Source organism: Arenimonas sp. GDDSR-1 (genome assembly GCF_025980345.1).
Taxonomy (GTDB): Bacteria; Pseudomonadota; Gammaproteobacteria; order Xanthomonadales; family Xanthomonadaceae; genus Arenimonas.
This window is the reverse complement of sequence record NZ_JAPDUI010000016.1, coordinates 14,465-34,181: the sequence shown is the minus strand read 5'-3', so window position 1 is coordinate 34,181 and position 19,717 is coordinate 14,465. Positions and strand designations below refer to the sequence as shown.

General features: G+C 59.4%; 18 protein-coding genes. 11 read left to right on the top strand and 7 right to left on the bottom strand.

Features of this window, described 5'->3' with window-relative positions; all coding sequences use genetic code 11:
• Window positions 1-11 precede the first annotated feature (11 nt).
• Window positions 12-908, top strand: coding sequence for a protein translocase subunit SecF (secF, locus tag Q0W88_RS04285; RefSeq protein ID WP_297800423.1), 897 nt, complete (start codon window positions 12-14; stop codon window positions 906-908).
• Window positions 909-977: 69 nt separating this feature from the next.
• Here the strand turns inward: secF and Q0W88_RS04280 are convergent, their stop codons facing one another.
• A complete protein-coding gene (locus tag Q0W88_RS04280; protein ID WP_297800406.1) occupies window positions 978-1,778 on the bottom strand; it encodes an inositol monophosphatase family protein in 801 nt (266 codons plus the stop codon).
• Between the two features lie 136 nt (window positions 1,779-1,914).
• On the opposite strand from Q0W88_RS04280, the gene Q0W88_RS04275 reads away from it, so the two are divergent.
• Complete coding sequence (locus Q0W88_RS04275) at window positions 1,915-2,661, top strand: RNA methyltransferase (RefSeq protein WP_297800404.1); 747 nt, start codon at window positions 1,915-1,917, stop codon at window positions 2,659-2,661.
• Here the strand turns inward: Q0W88_RS04275 and Q0W88_RS04270 are convergent.
• Together Q0W88_RS04270 and Q0W88_RS04265 are read right to left on the bottom strand one after the other, a co-directional pair.
• Entirely contained in the window at window positions 2,649-3,260 is a 612-nt protein-coding gene (locus Q0W88_RS04270; protein WP_297800402.1) for an exopolysaccharide biosynthesis protein, read from the bottom strand. The genes Q0W88_RS04275 and Q0W88_RS04270 overlap by 13 nt on opposite strands.
• 4 nt (window positions 3,261-3,264) lie before the next feature.
• Window positions 3,265-4,572, bottom strand: coding sequence for a hemolysin family protein (locus Q0W88_RS04265; RefSeq protein ID WP_297800400.1), 1,308 nt, complete (start codon window positions 4,570-4,572; stop codon window positions 3,265-3,267).
• Between the two features lie 141 nt (window positions 4,573-4,713).
• Here Q0W88_RS04265 and Q0W88_RS04260 point away from each other — a divergent pair, with 141 nt between their 5' ends.
• From Q0W88_RS04260 to Q0W88_RS04245, 4 genes are read left to right on the top strand one after another with little or no spacing between them, the layout of a single operon-like run.
• Window positions 4,714-5,343 (top strand): DUF47 family protein, encoded by a 630-nt coding sequence (locus Q0W88_RS04260; protein ID WP_297800397.1) that lies wholly within the window; start codon window positions 4,714-4,716, stop codon window positions 5,341-5,343.
• 10 nt (window positions 5,344-5,353) lie between these two features.
• Window positions 5,354-6,484: an inorganic phosphate transporter gene (locus Q0W88_RS04255; protein WP_297800395.1), complete on the top strand. Its 1,131-nt coding sequence runs from the start codon at window positions 5,354-5,356 to the stop codon at window positions 6,482-6,484.
• Window positions 6,471-6,800, top strand: a complete 330-nt coding sequence (locus Q0W88_RS04250; protein WP_297800393.1) for an MGMT family protein — start codon at window positions 6,471-6,473, stop codon at window positions 6,798-6,800. Before Q0W88_RS04255 ends, Q0W88_RS04250 begins: the two co-directional genes overlap by 14 nt.
• A 42-nt stretch (window positions 6,801-6,842) precedes the next feature.
• A complete protein-coding gene (locus Q0W88_RS04245) occupies window positions 6,843-7,499 on the top strand; it encodes a rhomboid family intramembrane serine protease (protein WP_297800391.1) in 657 nt (218 codons plus the stop codon).
• On the opposite strand, the gene Q0W88_RS04240 is transcribed toward Q0W88_RS04245, so the two are convergent.
• From Q0W88_RS04240 to Q0W88_RS04225, 4 genes are all read right to left on the bottom strand, one after another.
• On the bottom strand, window positions 7,496-8,452 hold the full coding sequence (locus Q0W88_RS04240) for a hypothetical protein (RefSeq protein WP_297800389.1): 957 nt from the start codon (window positions 8,450-8,452) through the stop codon (window positions 7,496-7,498). The genes Q0W88_RS04245 and Q0W88_RS04240 overlap by 4 nt on opposite strands.
• Before the next feature lie 93 nt (window positions 8,453-8,545).
• Window positions 8,546-10,630 (bottom strand): M13-type metalloendopeptidase, encoded by a 2,085-nt coding sequence (locus Q0W88_RS04235; protein WP_297800387.1) that lies wholly within the window; start codon window positions 10,628-10,630, stop codon window positions 8,546-8,548.
• A gap of 118 nt (window positions 10,631-10,748) precedes the next feature.
• A complete protein-coding gene (locus Q0W88_RS04230) occupies window positions 10,749-11,450 on the bottom strand; it encodes a response regulator (RefSeq protein ID WP_297800385.1) in 702 nt (233 codons plus the stop codon).
• Window positions 11,450-12,997: an ATP-binding protein gene (locus Q0W88_RS04225; RefSeq protein ID WP_297800383.1), complete on the bottom strand. Its 1,548-nt coding sequence runs from the start codon at window positions 12,995-12,997 to the stop codon at window positions 11,450-11,452. Before Q0W88_RS04225 ends, Q0W88_RS04230 begins: the two co-directional genes overlap by 1 nt.
• A gap of 192 nt (window positions 12,998-13,189) precedes the next feature.
• Between Q0W88_RS04225 and Q0W88_RS04220 the strand changes: the two genes are divergently transcribed.
• The 5 genes from Q0W88_RS04220 (at window position 13,190) to Q0W88_RS04200 (ending at window position 19,714) form a co-directional block, all read left to right on the top strand.
• Window positions 13,190-15,076 carry a potassium transporter Kup gene (locus tag Q0W88_RS04220; protein ID WP_297800381.1) on the top strand — a complete coding sequence of 629 codons (1,887 nt, stop codon included), beginning with the start codon at window positions 13,190-13,192 and terminating at the stop codon, window positions 15,074-15,076.
• Window positions 15,077-15,340: 264 nt separating this feature from the next.
• On the top strand, window positions 15,341-16,903 hold the full coding sequence (serA, locus tag Q0W88_RS04215) for a phosphoglycerate dehydrogenase (protein WP_297800378.1): 1,563 nt from the start codon (window positions 15,341-15,343) through the stop codon (window positions 16,901-16,903).
• A 10-nt stretch (window positions 16,904-16,913) separates the two neighbouring features.
• Window positions 16,914-17,558: a histidine phosphatase family protein gene (locus tag Q0W88_RS04210; protein ID WP_297800377.1), complete on the top strand. Its 645-nt coding sequence runs from the start codon at window positions 16,914-16,916 to the stop codon at window positions 17,556-17,558.
• Window positions 17,555-18,826 carry a bifunctional tetrahydrofolate synthase/dihydrofolate synthase gene (gene folC, locus Q0W88_RS04205; RefSeq protein ID WP_297800375.1) on the top strand — a complete coding sequence of 424 codons (1,272 nt, stop codon included), beginning with the start codon at window positions 17,555-17,557 and terminating at the stop codon, window positions 18,824-18,826. The genes Q0W88_RS04210 and folC overlap by 4 nt, the downstream gene beginning before the upstream one ends.
• 24 nt (window positions 18,827-18,850) lie before the next feature.
• Entirely contained in the window at window positions 18,851-19,714 is an 864-nt protein-coding gene (locus Q0W88_RS04200; RefSeq protein WP_297800373.1) for an SPOR domain-containing protein, read from the top strand.
• Window positions 19,715-19,717: the final 3 nt, after the last annotated feature.

Here is a 19,717-nt window from a genome sequence, read left to right as displayed (position 1 = left end):
ATATCAACTTCATGCGCCTGCGCCTCATTTCGCTGGCGTTTGCCGCCATCGTCATGTTCATCGCCATCGGCGGCATGGTGTTCAAGGGCTTCAATTTCGCCCTTGATTTCACCGGCGGCTACGAAACCGAAGTCCAGTTCAGCCAGCCGGTGGATGTCGGTGCGCTCCGCGGAAAACTGGAACAGGCCGGCTTCAAGGGCACCCAGGTGCGCGTCATCGGCTCGTCCAATGAGGTGGTGATCCGCATGCAGGCCCAGGAAAGCGGCAAGCGCATCGACGGTTCAACCGTCGTTGCCGCCGTTCAGAGCGCGGACAACCCCGCAACCCTGCGCGACTATTACTACGTCGGACCGCAGGTCGGCAAGGAACTCGCCGAGAGCGGTCTGCAGGCCCTGATTTTCGTGGTCATCGGCTTTCTGGCCTATGTCTGGATCCGTTTCGAATTCAAATTCGCGGTCGCCGCCATCATCACCACCCTGCACGACGTGGTATTGGTCGCCGGCTGGTTTGCGCTGACCGGACATGAATTCGATCTGGCCGTGCTCGCCGGTGTGCTGTCGGTCATGGGCTATTCGATCAACGACACCATCGTGGTGTTCGACCGCGTCCGCGAGAACTTCAAGACCCTGCACAAGCTGTCGCCGTTCGAAGTCATGAACCGATCGGTCAACCAGACCCTGTCACGCACCATCATCACCTCGTTCGTGGCTCTGTTGACCGTGCTCGCCCTGTATTTCTTCGGCGGCGATTCGCTCAAGGGTATGGCCGAATCCCAGATTCTCGGTATCGTCATCGGTACCCTGTCCTCGATCTTCGTGGCCTGTCCGCTGCTGCTGCTGCTCGGCGTCACCAAGCAGGACCTGATGCCGAAAGCGCGGGATGAGGAAGCCTTGAACGCCCGTCCGTAATTGCCGGAAACGGATGCATGAAAAACCCCGCCAAGGCGGGGTTTTTTAGTGGCATCGAACCGAACCGGCTCAGAAACTCTTGCCGTATTCCGATTGCGCGATGGCCGCCTGCAGCATCGGGTTGATGCGGACATTGCCGGCCACGATGTTGCCGGCGTCGAGAATGCGCTCGCCGCGGCCCTTGAAGTCGGAAACACGTCCGCCGGCTTCGCGCACCAGCAACATGCCGCCGGCCACGTCCCAGGCTTTGATGCCGGATTCGAAGTAGGCATCGCTGCGGCCGCAGGCCACATAGGCCAGATCCAGCGCCGCCGAACCGGTACGCCGGATGTCCTCGGCGGTGCTCAGCAGGGCCTTGCAGAAGTCCAGATGCGGACCGATGCGGCCGCGGTCACGCGGCGGGGTGCCGGTGATGACCAGGGCGCCGGACAGATCCTTGCGGTCGGTGACCCGGATTTTGCGGTCATTGAGCAGGGCGCCTTTGCCCTTGCTGGCGGTGAACAGCTCGTTCTTGATCGGGTCGTAGATGACCGCCTCGATCGGCTCGCCGTTTTCCACCAGCGCGATTGACACGCAGTAATGCGGAATGCCGTGCAGGAAATTGGAAGTGCCATCAAGCGGGTCGATCACGAAGGTCTGCTTGCCTTTGCCCATGGCGCCGGATTCCTCGCACAGGAAGGCCGCCTGCGGGTAGGCGCGTTTGAGTTCTTTGATGATTTCGGCCTCGGCGAGGGAGTCCACTTCGCTGGCGTAGTCCTGTTTGGTCTTCTCGAACACGTTCAAGCTGTCGAGCTTGTTCATATGGCGTAAAATGACCGTGCCGGCCTGGCGTGCGGCTTTCACCATCACGGTGATGACGGGATTCTGCATGGGGACTACCCTTGGCTAAGTTGGAATAAGAACAGGATGCTGTCGAGCAACACCGCGTCTATCATACCTCAAACCGCCGCCCGGCTGGAATGCCGCCGTGGTCCCCATTCATCCACCAGACCGGAAAATGCCGACCATGGTTCCGATTGATCCCATCCGCATCGTGCTGGTCGGTACCCAGCATCCCGGCAATATCGGCTCGGCGGCGCGCGCCATGAAAACCATGGGACTGAACCACCTGGTGCTGGTGGCACCGCGGCGCTTTCCGGATCCGGAAGCCAATGCCCTGGCGGCCGGCGCCGAGGATATCGTGCAACAGGCACGGGTCGTGGCCAGTCTGGACGAGGCCCTGCAGGGCTGCCGATTCGCCTTGGGAACCACCGCCCGTGACCGCGCCATCAGTCTGCCGGAACACACGCCGCGCGAGGCCGCTGCGGCCTTGCTGGAGCACACCGCAGATGGCGGCCAGGCGGCACTGCTGTTCGGGCGCGAGCGGACCGGCCTTGAAAACGATGAGCTGATGCGCTGCCATGGCCGCGTCTTCATTCCCTGCAATCCGGATTACGCCTCCCTGAATCTGGCCTCGGCGGTGCAGGTGCTCAGCTATGAAATCCGCCTGCGCCGTCTTGAACTCGGCCAGTTGCCGGCCAAAGCCCCGCTAATGGCGGAAGCCGAACCGGCCAGCATCGACCAGCTCGAACGTCTGTTCGCGCACCTGGGTGAATTCATGGATGAAATCGATTTCCACAAAGGGCGCTCGCCCGACATGATCAATCAGCGTCTGCGCCGGCTGTTTCTGCGGGCACGGATGGATGAGCGCGAAATTAAAATCATCCGGGGTCTGCTCTCGGATGCGCAGAGGCTGCTGCGTCAGGTGAAGTAGGCGATGAATTTCTGGGTCAGTTCGATCAGCAGGCTGGAGAACACCACGGCCGCGACGATTTCAATCAGACCCAGAATCCAGCCCAGTCCGAGCAGAATGCCGTCGCGTTCGATGAAGCCCAGGCTGTAGGCCAGAATGATGGCGCCGAACGGATAGTTGGTGCCCAGGATCGGCAGGGCCAGCAGAATGCCCAGAATCACCAGCAGCAGGCCGCTGAAGGCGCGCGCCCAGGCGTGATCGAAGGCGTATTCATACCGCGGCTTGCAGAGTCTTTCGATATAGCCGAGCCAGCGGTCGAAATGTTTCTGGAAATTGATGATGTGTACGCGCTTGAATGTTTTGCGGCCGATGAACCGCGGTACCCAGGGATGCTCCATCTGCCAGAGCATCTGTGCCCCGATCAGGGTGGTCAGCAGGCCGCTGAGCGCCCCCTGGCCGGCGGGAATCGGAATGAACACCGGAATCAGCACCAGCATCAGGAACAGACCGTAGCTGCGGTGGCGGAAGCTGTCCAGCAGCTGCTCGAGCGTCAGCTCGTCGTCCGGACTGCCATCGGCCAGCTGCTGCAGAAGGACGCGGGTGCTGATTTCATGGCTCATGGCATTACTGGTCGAATGCGGCGTCGGCTGCCGGTTTACGGCCGATCAGAAGCTTGTCGATCCGGGCGCCGTCGAGATCGATGACCTCCACCCGCCACGCGCCGAACTCGAAAATCTCGCCGGTGTGCGGTATCCGGCCGAAGTGCGCGATGACCATGCCGGCGACCGTGGTGAAATCATTGTCGTCCTCGCCGGGAAGCACCTGCACATTCAACAGTTCCCGGAGTTCCTCGATGGCAAGGCGGCCGTCAACAAGCCAGGAACCGTCCTCGCGCGTAACGATCAATGCCTCGTCTTCGGCATCTTCCATGCCCTGGATGCGTCCGAGCACGGCGCCGATCAGGTCATTGACGGTGACCATGCCGAGGATGTCGCCGTATTCATCGACCACCAAAGCCAGGGTCTGCTGCTCTTCCCGGAAAATTTCCAGCAGGCGCAGGGCATTGGTCGATTCGGACACGAACAGGGCAGGGCGCAGTACGCCGAACAATTCGCCGTTGCTGCGCGCCTCGCGGCCGACCAGGGTTTTCGACTCCAGCACGCCGAGCACATTGCTGTCGTCCTTGTCGAACACCGGGTAGCGGCTGTAAGGATGCTCGCGCAGGGTCGTTTGGTTTTCTTCCAGGCTGGCGTCGGCATCCAGCCAGATGATCAGGGTGCGCGGCGTCATCAGCGATTCCGCCGTGCGGTCACCCAGACGCAGCACACGGTTGAGCATGTTGCGTTCGTCGGCGTCGATCATGCCCTGTTCGTGGCTTTCCGCGACCAGATGGCGGATTTCCTCGTCAGTGACTTTATCCTCGGCGCGGTTATCCAGCCCGAGCAGGCGCATCAGGAAGCGGGTGCTTCCGGCCAGAACGACCACGGCCGGCCGCGCGATGGTGGCCAGGATCCGCATCGGGATGGCGACCATGACCGCGACTTTCTCGGAATGCAGGGTGCCGAGGCGCTTCGGCAGGAGCTCGCCGAGCACGACCGAGATATAGAGGATGCCGCCAAAGCTCAGCGCGTAGGCAATGGCATGGGCATACGGCTCCAGCAGCGGGATATGCGCCAAGGCCGGTTGAATCCGATCCGCCAGCGATTCGCCGCCGAAATAACCGGTCAGCAGGCCGAGCAGGGTAATCCAGACCTGAACCGCCGACAGGAAGCTTTCCGGGTGTTCCGAGAGCTCCAGGGCGGCCTTGGCACGCTTGGAATCCTGTGCCAGTTGTTTCAGCCGGGATTTGCGTGAAGTCACCACGGCCATTTCCGAAAGGGCGAAAAACCCGTTCAGCAGGACCAGCAGGATGACGATGGCGATTTCAAACATGGATATCTGACGATTCCGGATGCAGTGGATAGCATACCTTATGGCATAGCGCCCTGTTGCCGGGAATATTACAAAATTGTAATATTCCCCTGCTTTTGTCCTACAATAATGCCAAGTTAATCCCTTGTTCAGGAGCGCGCCATGTTTTCCCTGCAAACCATTTTCGGCAAAGGCGATAAATTCTACGGACTTCTGGAGGCGAGCGCTTCAGCAGCCCGGGAAAGCACGCACGCTCTCGCTGAGCTTCTGGCCACGCCTGCACCGCAGCGCTCACTGGAAAAATTCAAGTTGGCCCGCCAGCGTGAAAAGGACTTAGCCGGCCAGATCAGCCAGGAGTTGGTCAACACGTTCGTGACCGCCCTGGAGCGCGAGGATATCGAAGAACTGTCGAATGTGCTGTACAAAATCCCCAAAGTCATCGAAAAGTTCGCGGAACGGTTCACCCTGGCCTCGCACCGTCTCGGCGATGTCGACTTCATTCCGCGCGCCAAGATGCTGGAGCAGAGCTGCGAAGTGCTCGAAGACATGGTCGGCCAGCTACGCAAAGGCATGAATATCGAAACCAGCAAGCGCCTGAACGACAAGATGCAGGCCATCGAAGCCGAGGCCGACAGGCTGATCCTGGAGCTCTACCGGGATGCCTACCAGAATGAAACCGATCCGATGCGCTACATGATTCTCAAGGATCTGTTCGAAATGCTGGAAAAAGCCATCGACCGCTGCCGCGATGCCGGCAATGTCGTGCACCACATCATCCTGAAGAACTCCTGAGGACGCCGCAATGGATTTCGCACTGGTGCTTCTGCTGCTGGTGATCATGACGGCATTGGTGTTCGAATTCATCAACGGCTTCCATGACACCGCCAATTCGATCGCCACGGTGGTCGCCACCAAAGTGCTGAACCCGACCCAGGCAGTCATGCTGGCGGCGGTGATGAACCTGATCGGCGCCCTGGCGGGCACGGCCGTGGCCAAGACGATTTCTTCCGGCCTGATCGATACCGATGTGGTCAATGTCAGTTCGCAGGTGCTGATCTGCGCCCTGACCGGCGGCATCATCTGGAATCTGATCACCTGGTGGCGCGGTCTGCCGTCGTCGTCGAGCCATGCCCTGATCGGCGGCCTGTGCGGCGCGGCTTTGGCCGCGGCCGACAACAACTGGCATGCGTTGATCTGGTCGGATATCGGCGAGAATTGGACCAAGAACGCCGGCCTGCTCTGGAAAGTGGTCATCCCGATGATCACCTCGCCCATGGCCGGTTTCCTGCTCGGCATGCTGTTGATGGGGCTGTTGATGGCGGTCATCAGTTCGATGAATTCCGCCGGAGGCTGGTTGGCACGGATTTCCCGCCCGCGTTGGATCAACGCCGTGTTCGGCAAGGCCCAGATTGCCAGCGCTGCCTACATGGGTTTCGCGCACGGCACCAATGACGCCCAGAAAACCATGGGTATCATCGCGCTTGCGCTGTTCGGTGCGCAGACGGCCGGAACCCTCGATAACCTGCCGGACTGGCTGGCCTTCCTGCATCCCGGCGGCGGTGAAAAGGATATCGACACCTGGATCGTATTCACCTGTGCCACGGTCATGGCGGCCGGTACCGCCATGGGTGGCTGGCGCATCATCAAGACGCTCGGCCATAAAATGGTCAAACTGCATCCGATCAATGGATTTGCCGCCGAAACCAGTTCCGCGACCATTCTCACCGTGGCCGCGCATTTCGGCATGCCGGTGTCGACCACCCACAGCATCTCGACCGCCATCATGGGCGTCGGCTTCGCCAAAAATCCGCGTGCACTGAAGTTCTCGGTCATCGAACGCATCATCTGGGCCTGGATCCTGACCATCCCGGCCGCGGGCGGCATCGCTTACGGTCTGGTCCGTCTGCTGGTGCATTACGGTGTCGGAATCTAGGCAGGACCGGATTCTTGCGGTCATCCGTACGCTGCCCCACGGCAGTGTGTGGTCTTACGGCACCATTGCGGCCAAGGCCGGTTTTCCCGGCTGCGCCCGGCTGGTCGCACGGATTCTTTCCACCTCCGGGGCGCCGGATCTGCCCTGGCACCGGGTTTTGCTTTCCTCCGGGAAAATCGCCTTCCCCGAAGGCTCGCCGATGTTCCTCGAGCAGGCCGCGCGCCTGCGTGCCGAGGGCGTCGCGGTCCGTGCGGGGCGGGTGAAAATGCCCAAGCGCGGCCTCGATCTGGACACGTTGCTGTGGGCGCCGGATTGAGTCAATCGGGTATCATGGGATTCCATTCCTGAAGATACCGCCATGCATTTACCGAAAGTGACCCGTAATCTGCTCTGGATCATTGCCCTGGTCTATCTGGCGCAGCAGTTCCTCGGCGATGCGCTGATGCCGTTCATGCTCTGGCCGTTCGGTGAGATCATGGTCGGAACCGGCAGTGACGGTTTGCCGGTCAGCATGGGTTTCCAGCCCTGGCAGCTGCTGACTTACGGATTCATGCATGATCCGACCGGCTTCGGGCATCTGTTCTTCAACGGTATCGCCCTGTATCAGTTCGGAAGCCGGCTGGAAGAGGTCTGGGGCGCTCGCCGCTACCTGACCTTCTTTCTGGTCTGCGTGGCCGGTGCCGGCATCTGCCAGCTGGCGTTCATGGCCTGGATGCCGGAAACGGCGGGCCCCACCATCGGGGCCTCCGGCGGCATCTATGGACTTCTGCTTGCTTACGGGATGCTGTTTCCGCGTGAACGCGTGATGCTGCTGATTCCGCCGATTCCGATGTCGGCACGCACGCTGGTCATCGTGTTCGGTGCACTGTCCCTGCTGATGGGGGTGACCGGCACGGCCGGCGGCATCGCCCACTTCGCCCATTTGGGCGGCATGCTGTTCGGCTGGCTGCTGATCCGCTACTGGCGCGGCCAAGCCCCGTTTACCCGAAAACGCAAAGGCCCTTGGGGCGTTTAACGGTTCTTTTTGCCGAACAAGGCAAACTCGGCGCCGACCACCAGCCGTAGCGCTTCCAATGTTCCGGCATCGGTTGCCGCGGCGTGTTCCAGGCTGCTTTCCAACAGTAGCGGGTAGATCTGCGTCAGGCTACGCATGAACGGCTTGAGCTCAATACCGCTGTCGCGCGAGCGGAATACCGCCTGCTCGTTCGGGGCGTAGGCGGTCAGGAGATTGCCCCGTACATCCAGCGCTAACAGGGACACGGCACCCTCGGTGCTTCGGAATACCGATTCCAGCACGGCACTGCGTGCGGGCAGGGTGTCATCAATCAGGAAGCTCGCGCAACCGGCACGGCTTTGCAGAAAGCGTTCGAGGGCTTCCTGCATGAGTGGATGACCGCCGTGGATGAAATGTCCCGCCTCACTGCCTTCATCGCTGCCAAAACGGCAGGGCGTGCCTTTGTCAAATCCCGGGTCCAGCCCGGAGGTTCCGGCATCAAGCAGAAATACATGTTCCGAGACCGGTGTGAACCGGCAACCGAAGTGACCGAGCAGGGCCATGGCAAAAAGTTCGAAAGCTTCCTGGTCCAGAAAACCGGCCTGCAGGGCACGGCGGCGCAGTTCGAACAGATAGGCGGCATCGTATTGGCCGACCAGCAGGCGCAGCGCAGACGGGAGATGAGGCTGCTCGGGATCGATGCTGCCTTCATGCAGAATATCCGCGTCACAGTGGTAGTTCAGGGTGCCGCCCGCATCTTCGGTCACCGCATCCACGCGGCGTGCAGCGCCATCCATGTGCAGGCAGTCACCGGGCGCGAAGCGCACGCGCAGCAGGGGTGAAGCGGCATGGGTGAAATGCTTGAGTTCGCCGCAACCGGTGAAGATGATGTCGGATTGCCGGGCGTCTGCCCTGAGAATCGTACCGAGTCCCAGTTCGGGCTCGGCACTGCTGATCCATCGTTGTCCGGGCATGATATTCGGCATCGGCGCATTGTACTGGCTCTGCCCTTGCAGCGCAAAGAAAAACCCCGCCGAAGCGGGGTTTTTCCGGGAAAACAAAAGCGCTTACCAGATGGAAACTTTCTTGTCGGCCGGACGCACCATGGCATCGCCGGCTTTGCAGCTGAACGCCGCCGCGAAACTGTCCATGTTCGAGGGCGCACCGATGGCGCGGAAATTCGCCGGCGCGTGCGGATCGGTATTCAGGCGCACTTTCAGCTCATCCGGCGTGAAATTGCGGCGCCAGACCGTGGCCCAGTTCATGAAGAAACGCTGGTCCTGGCTGAAACCGTCGATGGCCGCGACTTTCTTATTGGCCAGTTCCAGCTGCAGGGCATCGTAAGCGACTTTCAGGCCGCCGACATCGGCGATGTTCTCGCCGAGCGTGAGCTGGCCTTTGACATGCAGGCCGTCAATCGCGACGTAATCGTCGAACTGGGCCACCAACTTGCCGGTACGGGCCTGGAAGTTCTTCAGATCGGCTTCGGTCCACCAATTGACATTGTTGCCGTCCTTGTCGAACTGGCTGCCCTGGTCGTCGTAGCCGTGCAGCATTTCATGGCCGATGACCGCGCCGATGCCACCGTAGTTGATGGCCGGATCGGCTTTCGGATCGAAGAACGGCGGCTGCAGGATGGCGGCCGGGAACACGATTTCGTTCTTGGTCGGGTTGTAATAGGCGTTGACCGTCTGCGGCGTCATGCCCCATTCGGTGCGGTCGGCCGGCTTGCCGATTTTGCCCATCTGATAGGCGTTCTCGAAAGCCTGGGCGGCCAGGACGTTTTCCAGATAGCTTTTGCTGCGGTCGATTTTCAGGCCGCTGTAATCACGCCATTTGTCCGGATAGCCGATTTTCGGATCGAAGGTGGCCCATTTGGCCAGTGCTTTTTCCTTGGTTTCGGCGCTCATCCACTCCAGGTTCTCGAGGCGGGTCTTAAGTGCCTTGCTCAAATTGCCGACCAGTTCCTGCATCTGTTTCTTCGAAGATTCCGGGAAGGTTTCTTCCACATAGACCTGGCCGAGTGCTTCGCCCATGGTGCCATTGACGGTATCCAGAACGCGCTTCCAACGCGGCTTCTGTTCTTTCTGGCCGCGCAGGGCGGTGCGATAGAACGCGAAATTCTCGTTGCTCAGTGCATCGGACAGATACGGCGCGGCGCCGGACAGGGTCTGATAACGCAGGTAGGCCTGCCAATCGGCGGCCGGAACCTCGGCGATCATGCGGTCCATTTCGGCAAAGAACTTGGGTTGCGAGAGCGAGAAGCCTTTGACATCGCCGAGCCCCTGGGCCTTGAAGAATTCACTCCAGGAGAAATTCGGGGATGCTTTGTCGGCTTCGGCCATGCTGACGAAGTGATATTGATTGGCCGGATCGCGCGATTCGATCGGTGACAGCGAGGCTTTGGCCAGACGGGTTTCAAAGGCCAGTACGGTGGCGGCCTGGGTCTTCGCCGCGGCGGCATCCGCGCCGCCCAGAACCAGCATGCGCTCGACATGGGCCAGGAAGGCATCGCGTTTGTCCTGGTACTGCGGCTCCAGATAGTAGGCTTTTTCCGGCAAGGACAGACCGCCCTCGAAGGCGTAGGCGATGACGTTCTTCGCGTCCTTGAAGTCTTCATAAGGACCGAAGGAGAAAACCGATTGATTGCCTTTGGCATAACTGCTGCGCAGGTATGCAGCCAGTGCGGCGCCGTCTTTGATGGCGTCGATTTCAGCCAGCAGCGGCTTAACCGGAGCCACGCCGTCGGCATTGAGCTTGGCTTCATCGTTGCCCAGCGCGTAGATATCGCCGAGCTTCTGCTCAACCGTGCCATTCGCGGCTTTGGCGGCAGCGGCGGCTTCCACGATCTGTTTCTGTACGGCCAGCGAATACTCGCCGAGCATTTCGAAGCTGCCCCAGGAGGTTTTGTCGGACGGCACCGGATTGGCGGCCAGCCACTTGCCGTTGACGTACTGGTTGAGGTCGGTGCAGGCGGAAACGGTGGTGTCGAGATCGGCCACGGCAAAAGCGGGCAGTTTCGGCAGTTTGCTCATGTCGATGCTGAGCGTGTCGGCTCCGGCATCGGCGGCGGCCGGTTGTTCTTTTTTGCAGGCAGACAGGCTGAGCGCGACTGCGACGCTCAATGACAGCAGTTTCAAGGACTTGTTCACGAAAACTCCAGCAGAAGGTGGGGGTAGGGGCAAAAATGCACTCCGAGCATACGCTTTTTGACCTTTTAAGGCGATATGCCGGAAGTAATCTCTCGGCCCTATTTTAAAAATCAGCAACTTATCGAATAAGTTCCGGGATGAACTTTAAGCCGACCCCAGCCTCCGTGTAGATATATTTCGGTGATGAAGCATCATCTCCGAGTTTTGTACGCAACTTTGCAACAAGGATCCGGAGATAGTGGGTATCTTCCTGGTGTGTAGGCCCCCAAAGTTCCCGCAAAATTTGCGGTTGCGTGATGACCCGGCCGCTATGTTTAATCAACAAAGCGAGCATTGCCCATTCTTTGCGGCTGAGAGTGACCGCCTCTCCGTACCGTGTTATCGAGCGATGCCCGAGATCGATGCGAAGAACTCCGTCATCGAAAACCGTCGGGGCATCGTTGACGGCCTGCAAACGAAGCAGCGCCCGAATGCGTGCCGATAACTCCTGCACGCCAAAAGGTTTGGTGACATAATCGTTCGCGCCCGCATCAAGCGCCAGGACCTTTTCGGGCTCCGTAGAACGCACTGACAACACCACGATCGGAGTTCCAGACCAGGCACGCATCTCGCGTAGGACGTCGAGTCCATCAAGATCAGGAAGTCCCAGGTCGAGTATCACCAAATCCGCGCCGTTGGTTGCCAGCAGCTCCAGCCCGGAATGCCCGTTTTCGGCCTCGATGACCTTATAGCCTTGTGCGCGCAGACTGATTCCGAGGAACCGCCGGATCTGCGGTTCATCATCGACGATCAAGATGCGCATTTCCTTCGGGTTCTGCATCATTCCTCCCGGATCGAATCGGTAGGCATGGCTTCCAATGGCAATGTTATACGTATGATCGTGCCTATGCCGTGTTCGCCCGGCAAAGCCACGACGGTGCCCTTATGGGCGGTTACGATGCCCTGGCATATCGTCAAGCCAAGTCCGGTTCCGCCGCCGCTTCGATTGCTTCGGCCGGATGTATGGAAACGGTCAAATATCATCGTCCTGTCCGACTCGGGAATGCCGATGCCGAGATCGCAGATGTCTATTTTTATTTGGTCCTGCGTCCAGCTTGCGCGAATGGTAACGGGTTCATCGAAAGGCGAAAACTTTACGGCATTATCGAGCACATTGAACAGAGCCTGTTCAATCAGCGCGGAATGCACATAAAGCAGCGGCACGGGAGACGGTGAATCCAGATTAACGGTAGCGGATGGATGGAATTTACGCATCCTTGCCAGTACTGCGCCGAAGATTTCGTCAAGACCTATCCACTCGCGCGTTATAGCCAGAGCGCCATGGCCGACTCGTGTCATGTCGAGAAGGTTCTGAATGTAGCGGTCCAGTCTCTGGCCTTCGCTGTGAATGTCGCGTGCCAATGCCAATTGATCTTCCGTAGTTAGATTGTCCCGATACGCGCTTAAGCTTTCCGCACTGCCGATGATGGTCGATAGTGGCGAGCGCAAATCATGGGATACCGAAGATAGCAAAGCGGCGCGCAGGCGTTCGGATTCAGCCTGGACGCGGGCATCTTCGAGTTGGCGGACCAGTCTTGCGCGCGCCAGCGCCTGCGCAAGATCGCGCAGCATCGCATCGACCATCTGCGCCTTGCCCTGCGGTATTTGCGGCATGGCGGTAGTTTGTCGAAAGCAGGCTATCCCCAGATTGCGGCTATGCAGCGAAACCGCCTGACAGTGCCAGGACAGGTCGCGCATTTCATTTGTGCGGCCGTCCTGCTTTGCATGCAGGCAAGCCAAAGCCGATGACTGTAATGACGGATCGAAGCGCGTGTTCGCGGGCTCATCGCGTTGTTCATGAATTTCACCGCTTAATTCATCGACGCTGAACATGACGACTTCGGCCTCGAGAGCATCACGTAGCGCATTCTTTGCTGCCCGCATGGCTTCACTTTCGTCTGCTGCTGAAGTAAGCCGCTGTCCGAATGTCTTCAATGCAGATGCCTGGGCATTGGCCGATCGCAGCAGAATAATCTGGGTCCGCAGTTTATTGGCGAGACGTCCGCAGATAAGCGCCGCCACCAGAAACGTCCCGACCGTCACCATGCCTTTGGAGGCGGTAATGAGAAAACTATAGCGGGGATGTATGAAGAAATAGTTATAGAAAAGAAAGCACAGAATCGCGGAATAAACCGCTACGGACATGCGTGAGCGTGTTGAAACGAAAATTACCGCAGTGATGAATATGAGTGAGAGGTCATCGAACTGAACCGTTCTTTCGGCGACCATGCCGACCAGTACCGCTAACGCGCACGCTCCCGTGGCATAACCGGTTTCTCTCGCGAGACCGGAGTATTCAATCGTTACTTCGTTGTTCTGATAGTTCATCGCGATGGCAGAGCAATATCTGGAATTCCGATTTAAATGGTTGGGCTTTGAAAACAACCCGTATATTGTGCCCAACTCTGCGTAAATTGTCCGTAAAAAGTGTATTGAGCGCGCCTCTGATCGCGACAATCTTTTGCATAATGCCTGCACCAGAGCGCATTTGCCGCGCCGGCATTTAGGATTAATGGATTTATGAGCAAGACCTCACAAACAAACAACAACAAACGAATCTTTCCATTGGTTATTGGTGCTGTCGGCATTGTTTTCGGGGATATCGGCACAAGTCCTTTATATGCCTTGCAGCAGGCATTCAGCAAATCCTACGGATTGAATCCGGACCCTGGAAATGTCTTGGGTGTCCTGTCTCTTGTTTTCTGGTCATTGATTCTAGTCATCACCTTCAAGTACGTTTTCATCGTGATGCGCGCGGATAACCGGGGTGAAGGCGGGATACTTGCCCTGATGGCCGTGGTGCAGCGAAGCCTTCCAATTTCATCGTCGCTTTCGTATGGGCTGGGGATACTGGGAATCTTCGGGACGGCACTTTTTTTCGGCGACGGCGTTTTGACGCCGGCCATTTCGGTGTTATCCGCCATCGAAGGGCTCGGTGTAGTTGCGCCGCAACTGTCTGAATACATCATTCCCGCAACTATCGTGGTCCTGTTGCTGTTGTTTTCAATACAAAGCCATGGCGTGGCCCGTGTCGGAAAACTATTCGGACCAATCACCGTGCTCTGGTTCTTGGCGATAGGCGCGACCGGCGCAGCACAGCTTCTCAAAGACCCTTCGGTACTAGAGGCATTGAATCCCATCTGGGCAGTTAATTTTTTCATCCACCACGGCGCATTGGCCTGGCTGGCTCTCGGCGCCGTGGTCTTGGCGATTACCGGAGGCGAGGCGCTTTATGCCGATATGGGCCATTTTGGACGCCACCCGATCAAGCTGGCCTGGCTTGGTCTGGTATTACCGTGTTTGCTACTCAACTATTTCGGTCAGGGCGCACTGATTCTTTCAAACCCCGATGCGGTTAGCAGCCCTTTCTATTTGCTGGTTCCCGGATGGTTCCAGTATCCAATGATCGTGCTTGCCACGCTGGCGACTGTAATTGCTTCTCAGGCACTCATTTCCGGGACTTTCTCAGTTGTGCGCCAGGCTATCCAGCTGGGATATTTGCCACGTATGCATATCATTCACACCTCGACTGACGAAATCAGCCATGTGTATATCCCATGGGTGAACCGCGCTGTGTTGTTTGCTGTCATGGCCGTCGTAATAGGCTTCGGGTCGTCTGGTGCTCTTGGCATCGCATATGGCGTCTCCGTTACCGGAACAATGTTGATCACCACCGTACTGATTATCGTGCTGGCCTCAGAACGCTGGCGGGTTCCATCGTTCATTCTCTGGGTGTCGGCACTTGCGTTCATCCTGATAGATATGGCTTTCCTGAGCGCCAATCTGGTTAAATTCATGGAGGGTGCATGGTTCCCGCTATTGATCGGGGCCTTGGTATTTGCAGTGATGCGCACTTGGCGCCGTGGTCGGGAATTGGTGCGTCAGCAGGTGAACCGGGACAGTCTCCGGATCGAACACTTTGTGCGTAGCGTAATGGCGGATCCGCCGCAACGCGTATCAGGAACAGCAGTATTCCTGACGCCATCCAACGACTACCTACCGCCGGCTTTTCTGCATAACCTCAAACATAACAAGGTTTTGCATGAAAGAAACGTCATCTTGAGCGTTGAAACACTGGCTGTTCCGCGGGCTGAGAGTGACGAGCGCGTGTCTTATGCCGATCTTGGCAATGGCTTTTCACGGCTGAACCTTCGTTTCGGGTACATGGAAGACCCGAACGTACCGAAAGCCCTTGAGTCGTGGCAGCTTCCGGGTCCGAAAATTGATTCGATGAATACCACGTTTTTCGCCAGCCGCGAGGCGCTCAACGCACGTGCCAATCAGGGCATGGCACTTTGGCGTGACAAGCTTTTTCTGTTCATGTCGCGCAATGCAACGCCCGCAACGGTGTATTTCGGCATTCCAGATGACCGCCTCGTGGAGCTGGGCGTGCATGTTTCTATCTAACTCTATGAATTTCTGTGCAAAAATTTGAATATTGGCGTCATTATTCAATCGAGGCCTGATAAAACCACTTGGCAAATCCCCGCGGGTTTGTTAGCCTGAAATGGAATTGGTACAGGACTCCCATGCGTATGACGCCCCGTCTCCTGGCCTCTGCGGTTGCTTCAGGCAACCACGGTAGCCCGTATACATCGTTATTCTTCCGACTCCACGCATGGGGTTCTGGCGCACAATTTTCCGCCTTGAATCAACCCCCTTGGAGCTCCCATGAAAATCCTCGCTTGTGACGGCATCCACGCCGATGGCCTGACCCTGTTCAAAGAAGCCGGTTTCACCGTTGAAACCAGTGACCCCATCAAAGATCCGGCCGTATTGGCCGAGAAACTGAAAGACTTCGACGGCATCATGGTGCGCTCGGCGACCCTGATTAGCGCAGAATCCCTGCAGCATGCGGCGCATTTGAAGGTCATCGGCCGTGCCGGCGCCGGCGTCGACACCATCGATGTCGAAGCCGCCACCGCCCGTGGTATCGCGGTGATGAATGCCCCGGACGGCAATACGCTGGCGGCTGCCGAACATGCGGTGTCCCTGCTGTTTTCCATGGCTCGCCATGTGCCCAAGGCCGATGCCGGGATGAAAGCCGGCGAATGGCCGAAAAACGGGCTGACCGGCTTCGAACTGGAAGGCAAGCGCCTGGGTGTCATCGGCCTGGGCCGTATCGGGGCGACCGTGGCGCGCAAAGCCGCCGGCATCGGCATGGAAGTAGCGGCGTATGACCCATTCCTGCCGGCCTCCGCCTCCGGCCGCATGAGCGTGCCGATGAAGACACTCGATGAACTGTTGGCCTGGGCCGACATCATCACCCTGCATATTCCGCGCACCAAGGAAACCACCAACATCATCGGTGAGGCGCAGATGCGCAAGATGCGCAAAGGCGCCTATCTGATCAATGCCGCCCGCGGCGGCCTGGTGGATGAAGAAGCACTGATTACCGTGCTTAATGAAGGTCATCTGGCCGGCGCTGCGCTTGATACTTTCGTGACCGAGCCGCTGCAGAAGGATTCGCCGCTGCGGGCACACCCGAAACTGATTCTGACCCCGCATCTGGGCGCATCGACCTCGGAAGCGCAGCAGGCGGTCAGCACCATTCTTGCGCGGCAGATGATCGATTTCCTGAAAACCGGCGCCGTGGCCGGCTGCGTCAATCTGCCGCCGCTCAGCGCCGAGGCGGCCAAGGAAGTCGGGCCGTGGATGCCGCTGATGACCGAACTGGGCAAACTGGCCAATCGTCTGGTCCCGGCAGCCAGCAGTCTGCATATCACTTATGCCGGCCGCACCGAAGCACTGGATACCCGGCCGCTCAGCCGCCTTCTGGTGGCCGCCATGCTGGGCACGGCGTCCGGCCGGGTGACCCCGGTCAATGCTTTGAGCGAGGCGGCCGCCCGCGGTCTTAAGGTTTCGGAAACCCTCGGCGGCGATGGCGACGGTTTCGACCGACTGCTGCGCATTGAAGTGGCCGGCGAACAGGGCCGACGCATCATCGAAGCCACCCTGCACCGCGGACCGCGGGTGGTCCGATTGGACGGCGTCGAACTCGATTTCGATCCGGGTGCGCACATCCTGTTGATGAAAAACGAAGACCGTCCGGGCGTGATCGGTCTGTTGGGCTCGAATCTGGGCGCGGCCGGCATCAATATCATCAATTTCTCACTCGGTGCCACCGGCGATGGCCATGCGATTGCGGCCATCACCGTCGACCGCGAAGTCTCGCAGGCGCAAGTGGCCGGGTTACGCACCATCCCGGGCATCGTGTCCCTGGAAATGTTCTGAGGCGGCCCGGATGAAAATCATTCTTGCCCGTCACGGCGAAACCCCCTGGAACGCCGCCGGCCGTTATCAGGGTCAAATCGATATACCGCTTTCCGACATCGGACAAGCCCAGGCCGCCAAGCTGGGGGAACGCCTGCGTGATGTGAGCATCACCCGGGCCGTCAGTTCGCAGTTGGCGCGCGCCCGCAGCACCGCCGAAGCGGCGCTCGGCGAAAGCCGGAAACACATGCTCCAGATCGACCCGCGCCTGCAGGAAATCGCCCATGGCGACTGGGAAGGGCTGTTGGCCCAGGAAATCGCCGAGCGCGATCCGGTCACCTTCCAGGCTTGGCGGGAAGCGCCGCAGACCGTGCAGATGCCGCAGGGCGAGAATCTGCAGCAGGTGCTGGACCGGGCCTGGGAAGGCCTTGCCGCCGCTTGCGAGGGTCTCGGTGCGGACGACACCTTGCTGATTGTGGCGCATGATGCGGTCAACCGCGTCCTGCTGTGCCGCATTCTCGGTCTGGGCCTCGACCGCCTGTGGTCGTTCCGGCAGGCGCCGACCACGCTCAATCTGCTGGAAGGTGATGATGTGGACAATCTGGCCGTGGTGCGCTTGAATGACTGCCAACACCATACGCCGCTGTTCGGCGAGGCATTGCACCGCGCCCTGTGAAGACACGAACGCTCGACCAATGGCTGGAGTACCAGCTCGGCACCCATCCGCAGGCCATCGCGATGGGTCTGGAGCGTGTGCGCGCGGTGGCGGAGCGTTTGAATCTACTCCTTCTGCCCTGTCCGGTCATCACGGTGGCCGGCACCAACGGCAAAGGATCCACGGTCGCCTACATCGAAGCGATTGCGCGGGCATCCGGGCACCGGACCGGCGCTTTCACCTCACCGCATCTGCTGCGCTACAACGAACGGATCCGCATCGATGGCACGGAGGTCTCCGATGCCGAGTTGGTGAGTGCCTTTGAGGCCATCGAGGCGGCACGTGCGGACATCGCCCTGACCTATTTCGAGTTCGGCGCTTTGGCGGCCCTAGTACTGTTTGCCCGTGCCGGGTTGGATCTGGCCATCCTTGAAGTCGGTCTGGGCGGCCGCTTGGATGCGGTCAACATCCTCGATGCCGATATCGCAGTCATCACCACCGTCGATCTCGATCATCAGGCCTATCTCGGCAATGACCGTGAAAGCATCGGTTTCGAGAAGGCCGGCATCATGCGTCCCGGACGGCCCTGCATTCTGGGCGAAAAAGACCCGCCATCTTCAGTGCTCCGCCATGCCTACGAAAACGGGGTTTATTGTGTCCGTGCCTACAGTGATTATCTGATCGACCGTTTCGATACCCATTGGGTCTGGCGCGAACCCGGGTTCAGTCTGGAGTTGCCGTATCCGCAGTTGCAGGCTCCCGCACAGATCCAGAATGCGGCCTGTGCCATTGCGGCTTTGCGCGCCTCATCCTTGACCATTGCCGAAACCGCCTGGGCACAGGGCGTGGCGTCGGCGACGGTGACCGGTCGATTGCAACGCTGGCGGACCGATCCGGAAGTGATTCTGGATGTGGCCCATAATCCCCAGTCCGTCGCGCAACTGGAAACATGGTTGCAGATGCATCCGAAACCGACCGTGGCGGTATTCAGCGCTCTGAAGGACAAGGATATCGCCGGAATGCTGGTCCGGCTCGCGCCGTATATCGGCTTTTGGCATGTCGGTGTCATGGCCGAGCCGGCCGACAGGGCGTTGTCGGTACAGGACTGGCAGGAACGGCTGTCCGCAGCAGGACTGCCGGGTGCGGATTTCCGGATCCACGCCGATGTCGCCGCCGCCTATGCCGCGGCATTGGCCGAAAGCAACGGACAGCGCATTCTGGTATTCGGCTCATTCCATACCCTGGAAGCGGTGATGCGCCTCCCGCAGCCGGAGGCAGTCGGAGTATAATTACCGCTTCCACCGGAGGTTCACATGGAAGCACCGTTGAAGCAACGCCTGATCGGCGCCGTCGTATTGGCGGCACTCGCCCTCATCTTCGTGCCGATGCTGCTCCGTAGCCCCGATGTGCGCGATCCGGACAGCGCCGATGTTTCGCTGAAAATTCCGGATGAGCCGGATGCCGATGGCATCAAGACCATCGACATTCCGCTCGACCAACCCGCCGCCGCGACTCCGGTGCCGGATCCCGAAACTCCCAGTCTCGAGCCGATTCCGGTTGCCGATGAGGCTGCCGTTGCCGCCGGTCAATATGCCGTAATCATCAACGCCAGTGATGAAGCCCAGGCCAAATCCATTGCCGAAGGCTTGAAAGCCCAGAAACTGGTGCCGCTGATTCAAAGCAATGGCCAGCGTTTCCGCGTCCGCATCGGGCCCTATGACAGCCGCGAGTTGGCCGAAGCCGCGCGCCTGCGCAGCACGGCCGTAGTTTCCGGCGGTACCGTGGTGGCCATGGATGCAGCGCCTCCGGCGACAACTGCGCCTGCGCCCGTCAAGACGGCGGATGTTGCTCCCGTCGTTACTCCTGCCGTTGCAGCGGCAAAGCCCGCCAGCGTGCCTGCGGTCGAGAAGCCCGTGCTGAAACCCGAACCTGCAGACGACGCCAAGGGCTTTGCCGTGCAGATCGGCGCGCCTGCCAGTGAACCGGCGGCACAGGCGCTGCGGGACAAAGCCCGCGCTGCCGGCTTCGCCAGCTTCATTCAGCCGGTTGATACCGACTCCGGCCGCCGTTACCGGGTGCGGATCGGTCCGGAGCACAGCCGCGAGGCCGCCACGGCCCTGTTGGCGGCGGTCAAGCAGAAAACCGGCATCGACGGCATCGTGGTCAAGCATCCCTAAAAA

Excerpts from the sequence above, each read along its gene's own strand:
- secF (WP_297800423.1), top strand. The coding sequence starts at position 12 with ATGCGCCTGCGCCTCATTTCGCTGGCGTTTGCCGCCATCGTCATGTTC.
- Q0W88_RS04280 (WP_297800406.1), bottom strand. The coding sequence starts at position 1,778 with ATGCAGAATCCCGTCATCACCGTGATGGTGAAAGCCGCACGCCAGGCC.
- Q0W88_RS04275 (WP_297800404.1), top strand. The coding sequence starts at position 1,915 with ATGGTTCCGATTGATCCCATCCGCATCGTGCTGGTCGGTACCCAGCAT.
- Q0W88_RS04270 (WP_297800402.1), bottom strand. The coding sequence starts at position 3,260 with ATGAGCCATGAAATCAGCACCCGCGTCCTTCTGCAGCAGCTGGCCGAT.
- Q0W88_RS04265 (WP_297800400.1), bottom strand. The coding sequence starts at position 4,572 with ATGTTTGAAATCGCCATCGTCATCCTGCTGGTCCTGCTGAACGGGTTT.
- Q0W88_RS04260 (WP_297800397.1), top strand. The coding sequence starts at position 4,714 with ATGTTTTCCCTGCAAACCATTTTCGGCAAAGGCGATAAATTCTACGGA.
- Q0W88_RS04255 (WP_297800395.1), top strand. The coding sequence starts at position 5,354 with ATGGATTTCGCACTGGTGCTTCTGCTGCTGGTGATCATGACGGCATTG.
- Q0W88_RS04245 (WP_297800391.1), top strand. The coding sequence starts at position 6,843 with ATGCATTTACCGAAAGTGACCCGTAATCTGCTCTGGATCATTGCCCTG.
- Q0W88_RS04240 (WP_297800389.1), bottom strand. The coding sequence starts at position 8,452 with ATGCCCGGACAACGATGGATCAGCAGTGCCGAGCCCGAACTGGGACTC.
- Q0W88_RS04230 (WP_297800385.1), bottom strand. The coding sequence starts at position 11,450 with ATGCAGAACCCGAAGGAAATGCGCATCTTGATCGTCGATGATGAACCG.
- Q0W88_RS04225 (WP_297800383.1), bottom strand. The coding sequence starts at position 12,997 with ATGAACTATCAGAACAACGAAGTAACGATTGAATACTCCGGTCTCGCG.
- Q0W88_RS04220 (WP_297800381.1), top strand. The coding sequence starts at position 13,190 with ATGAGCAAGACCTCACAAACAAACAACAACAAACGAATCTTTCCATTG.
- serA (WP_297800378.1), top strand. The coding sequence starts at position 15,341 with ATGAAAATCCTCGCTTGTGACGGCATCCACGCCGATGGCCTGACCCTG.
- Q0W88_RS04210 (WP_297800377.1), top strand. The coding sequence starts at position 16,914 with ATGAAAATCATTCTTGCCCGTCACGGCGAAACCCCCTGGAACGCCGCC.
- Q0W88_RS04200 (WP_297800373.1), top strand. The coding sequence starts at position 18,851 with ATGGAAGCACCGTTGAAGCAACGCCTGATCGGCGCCGTCGTATTGGCG.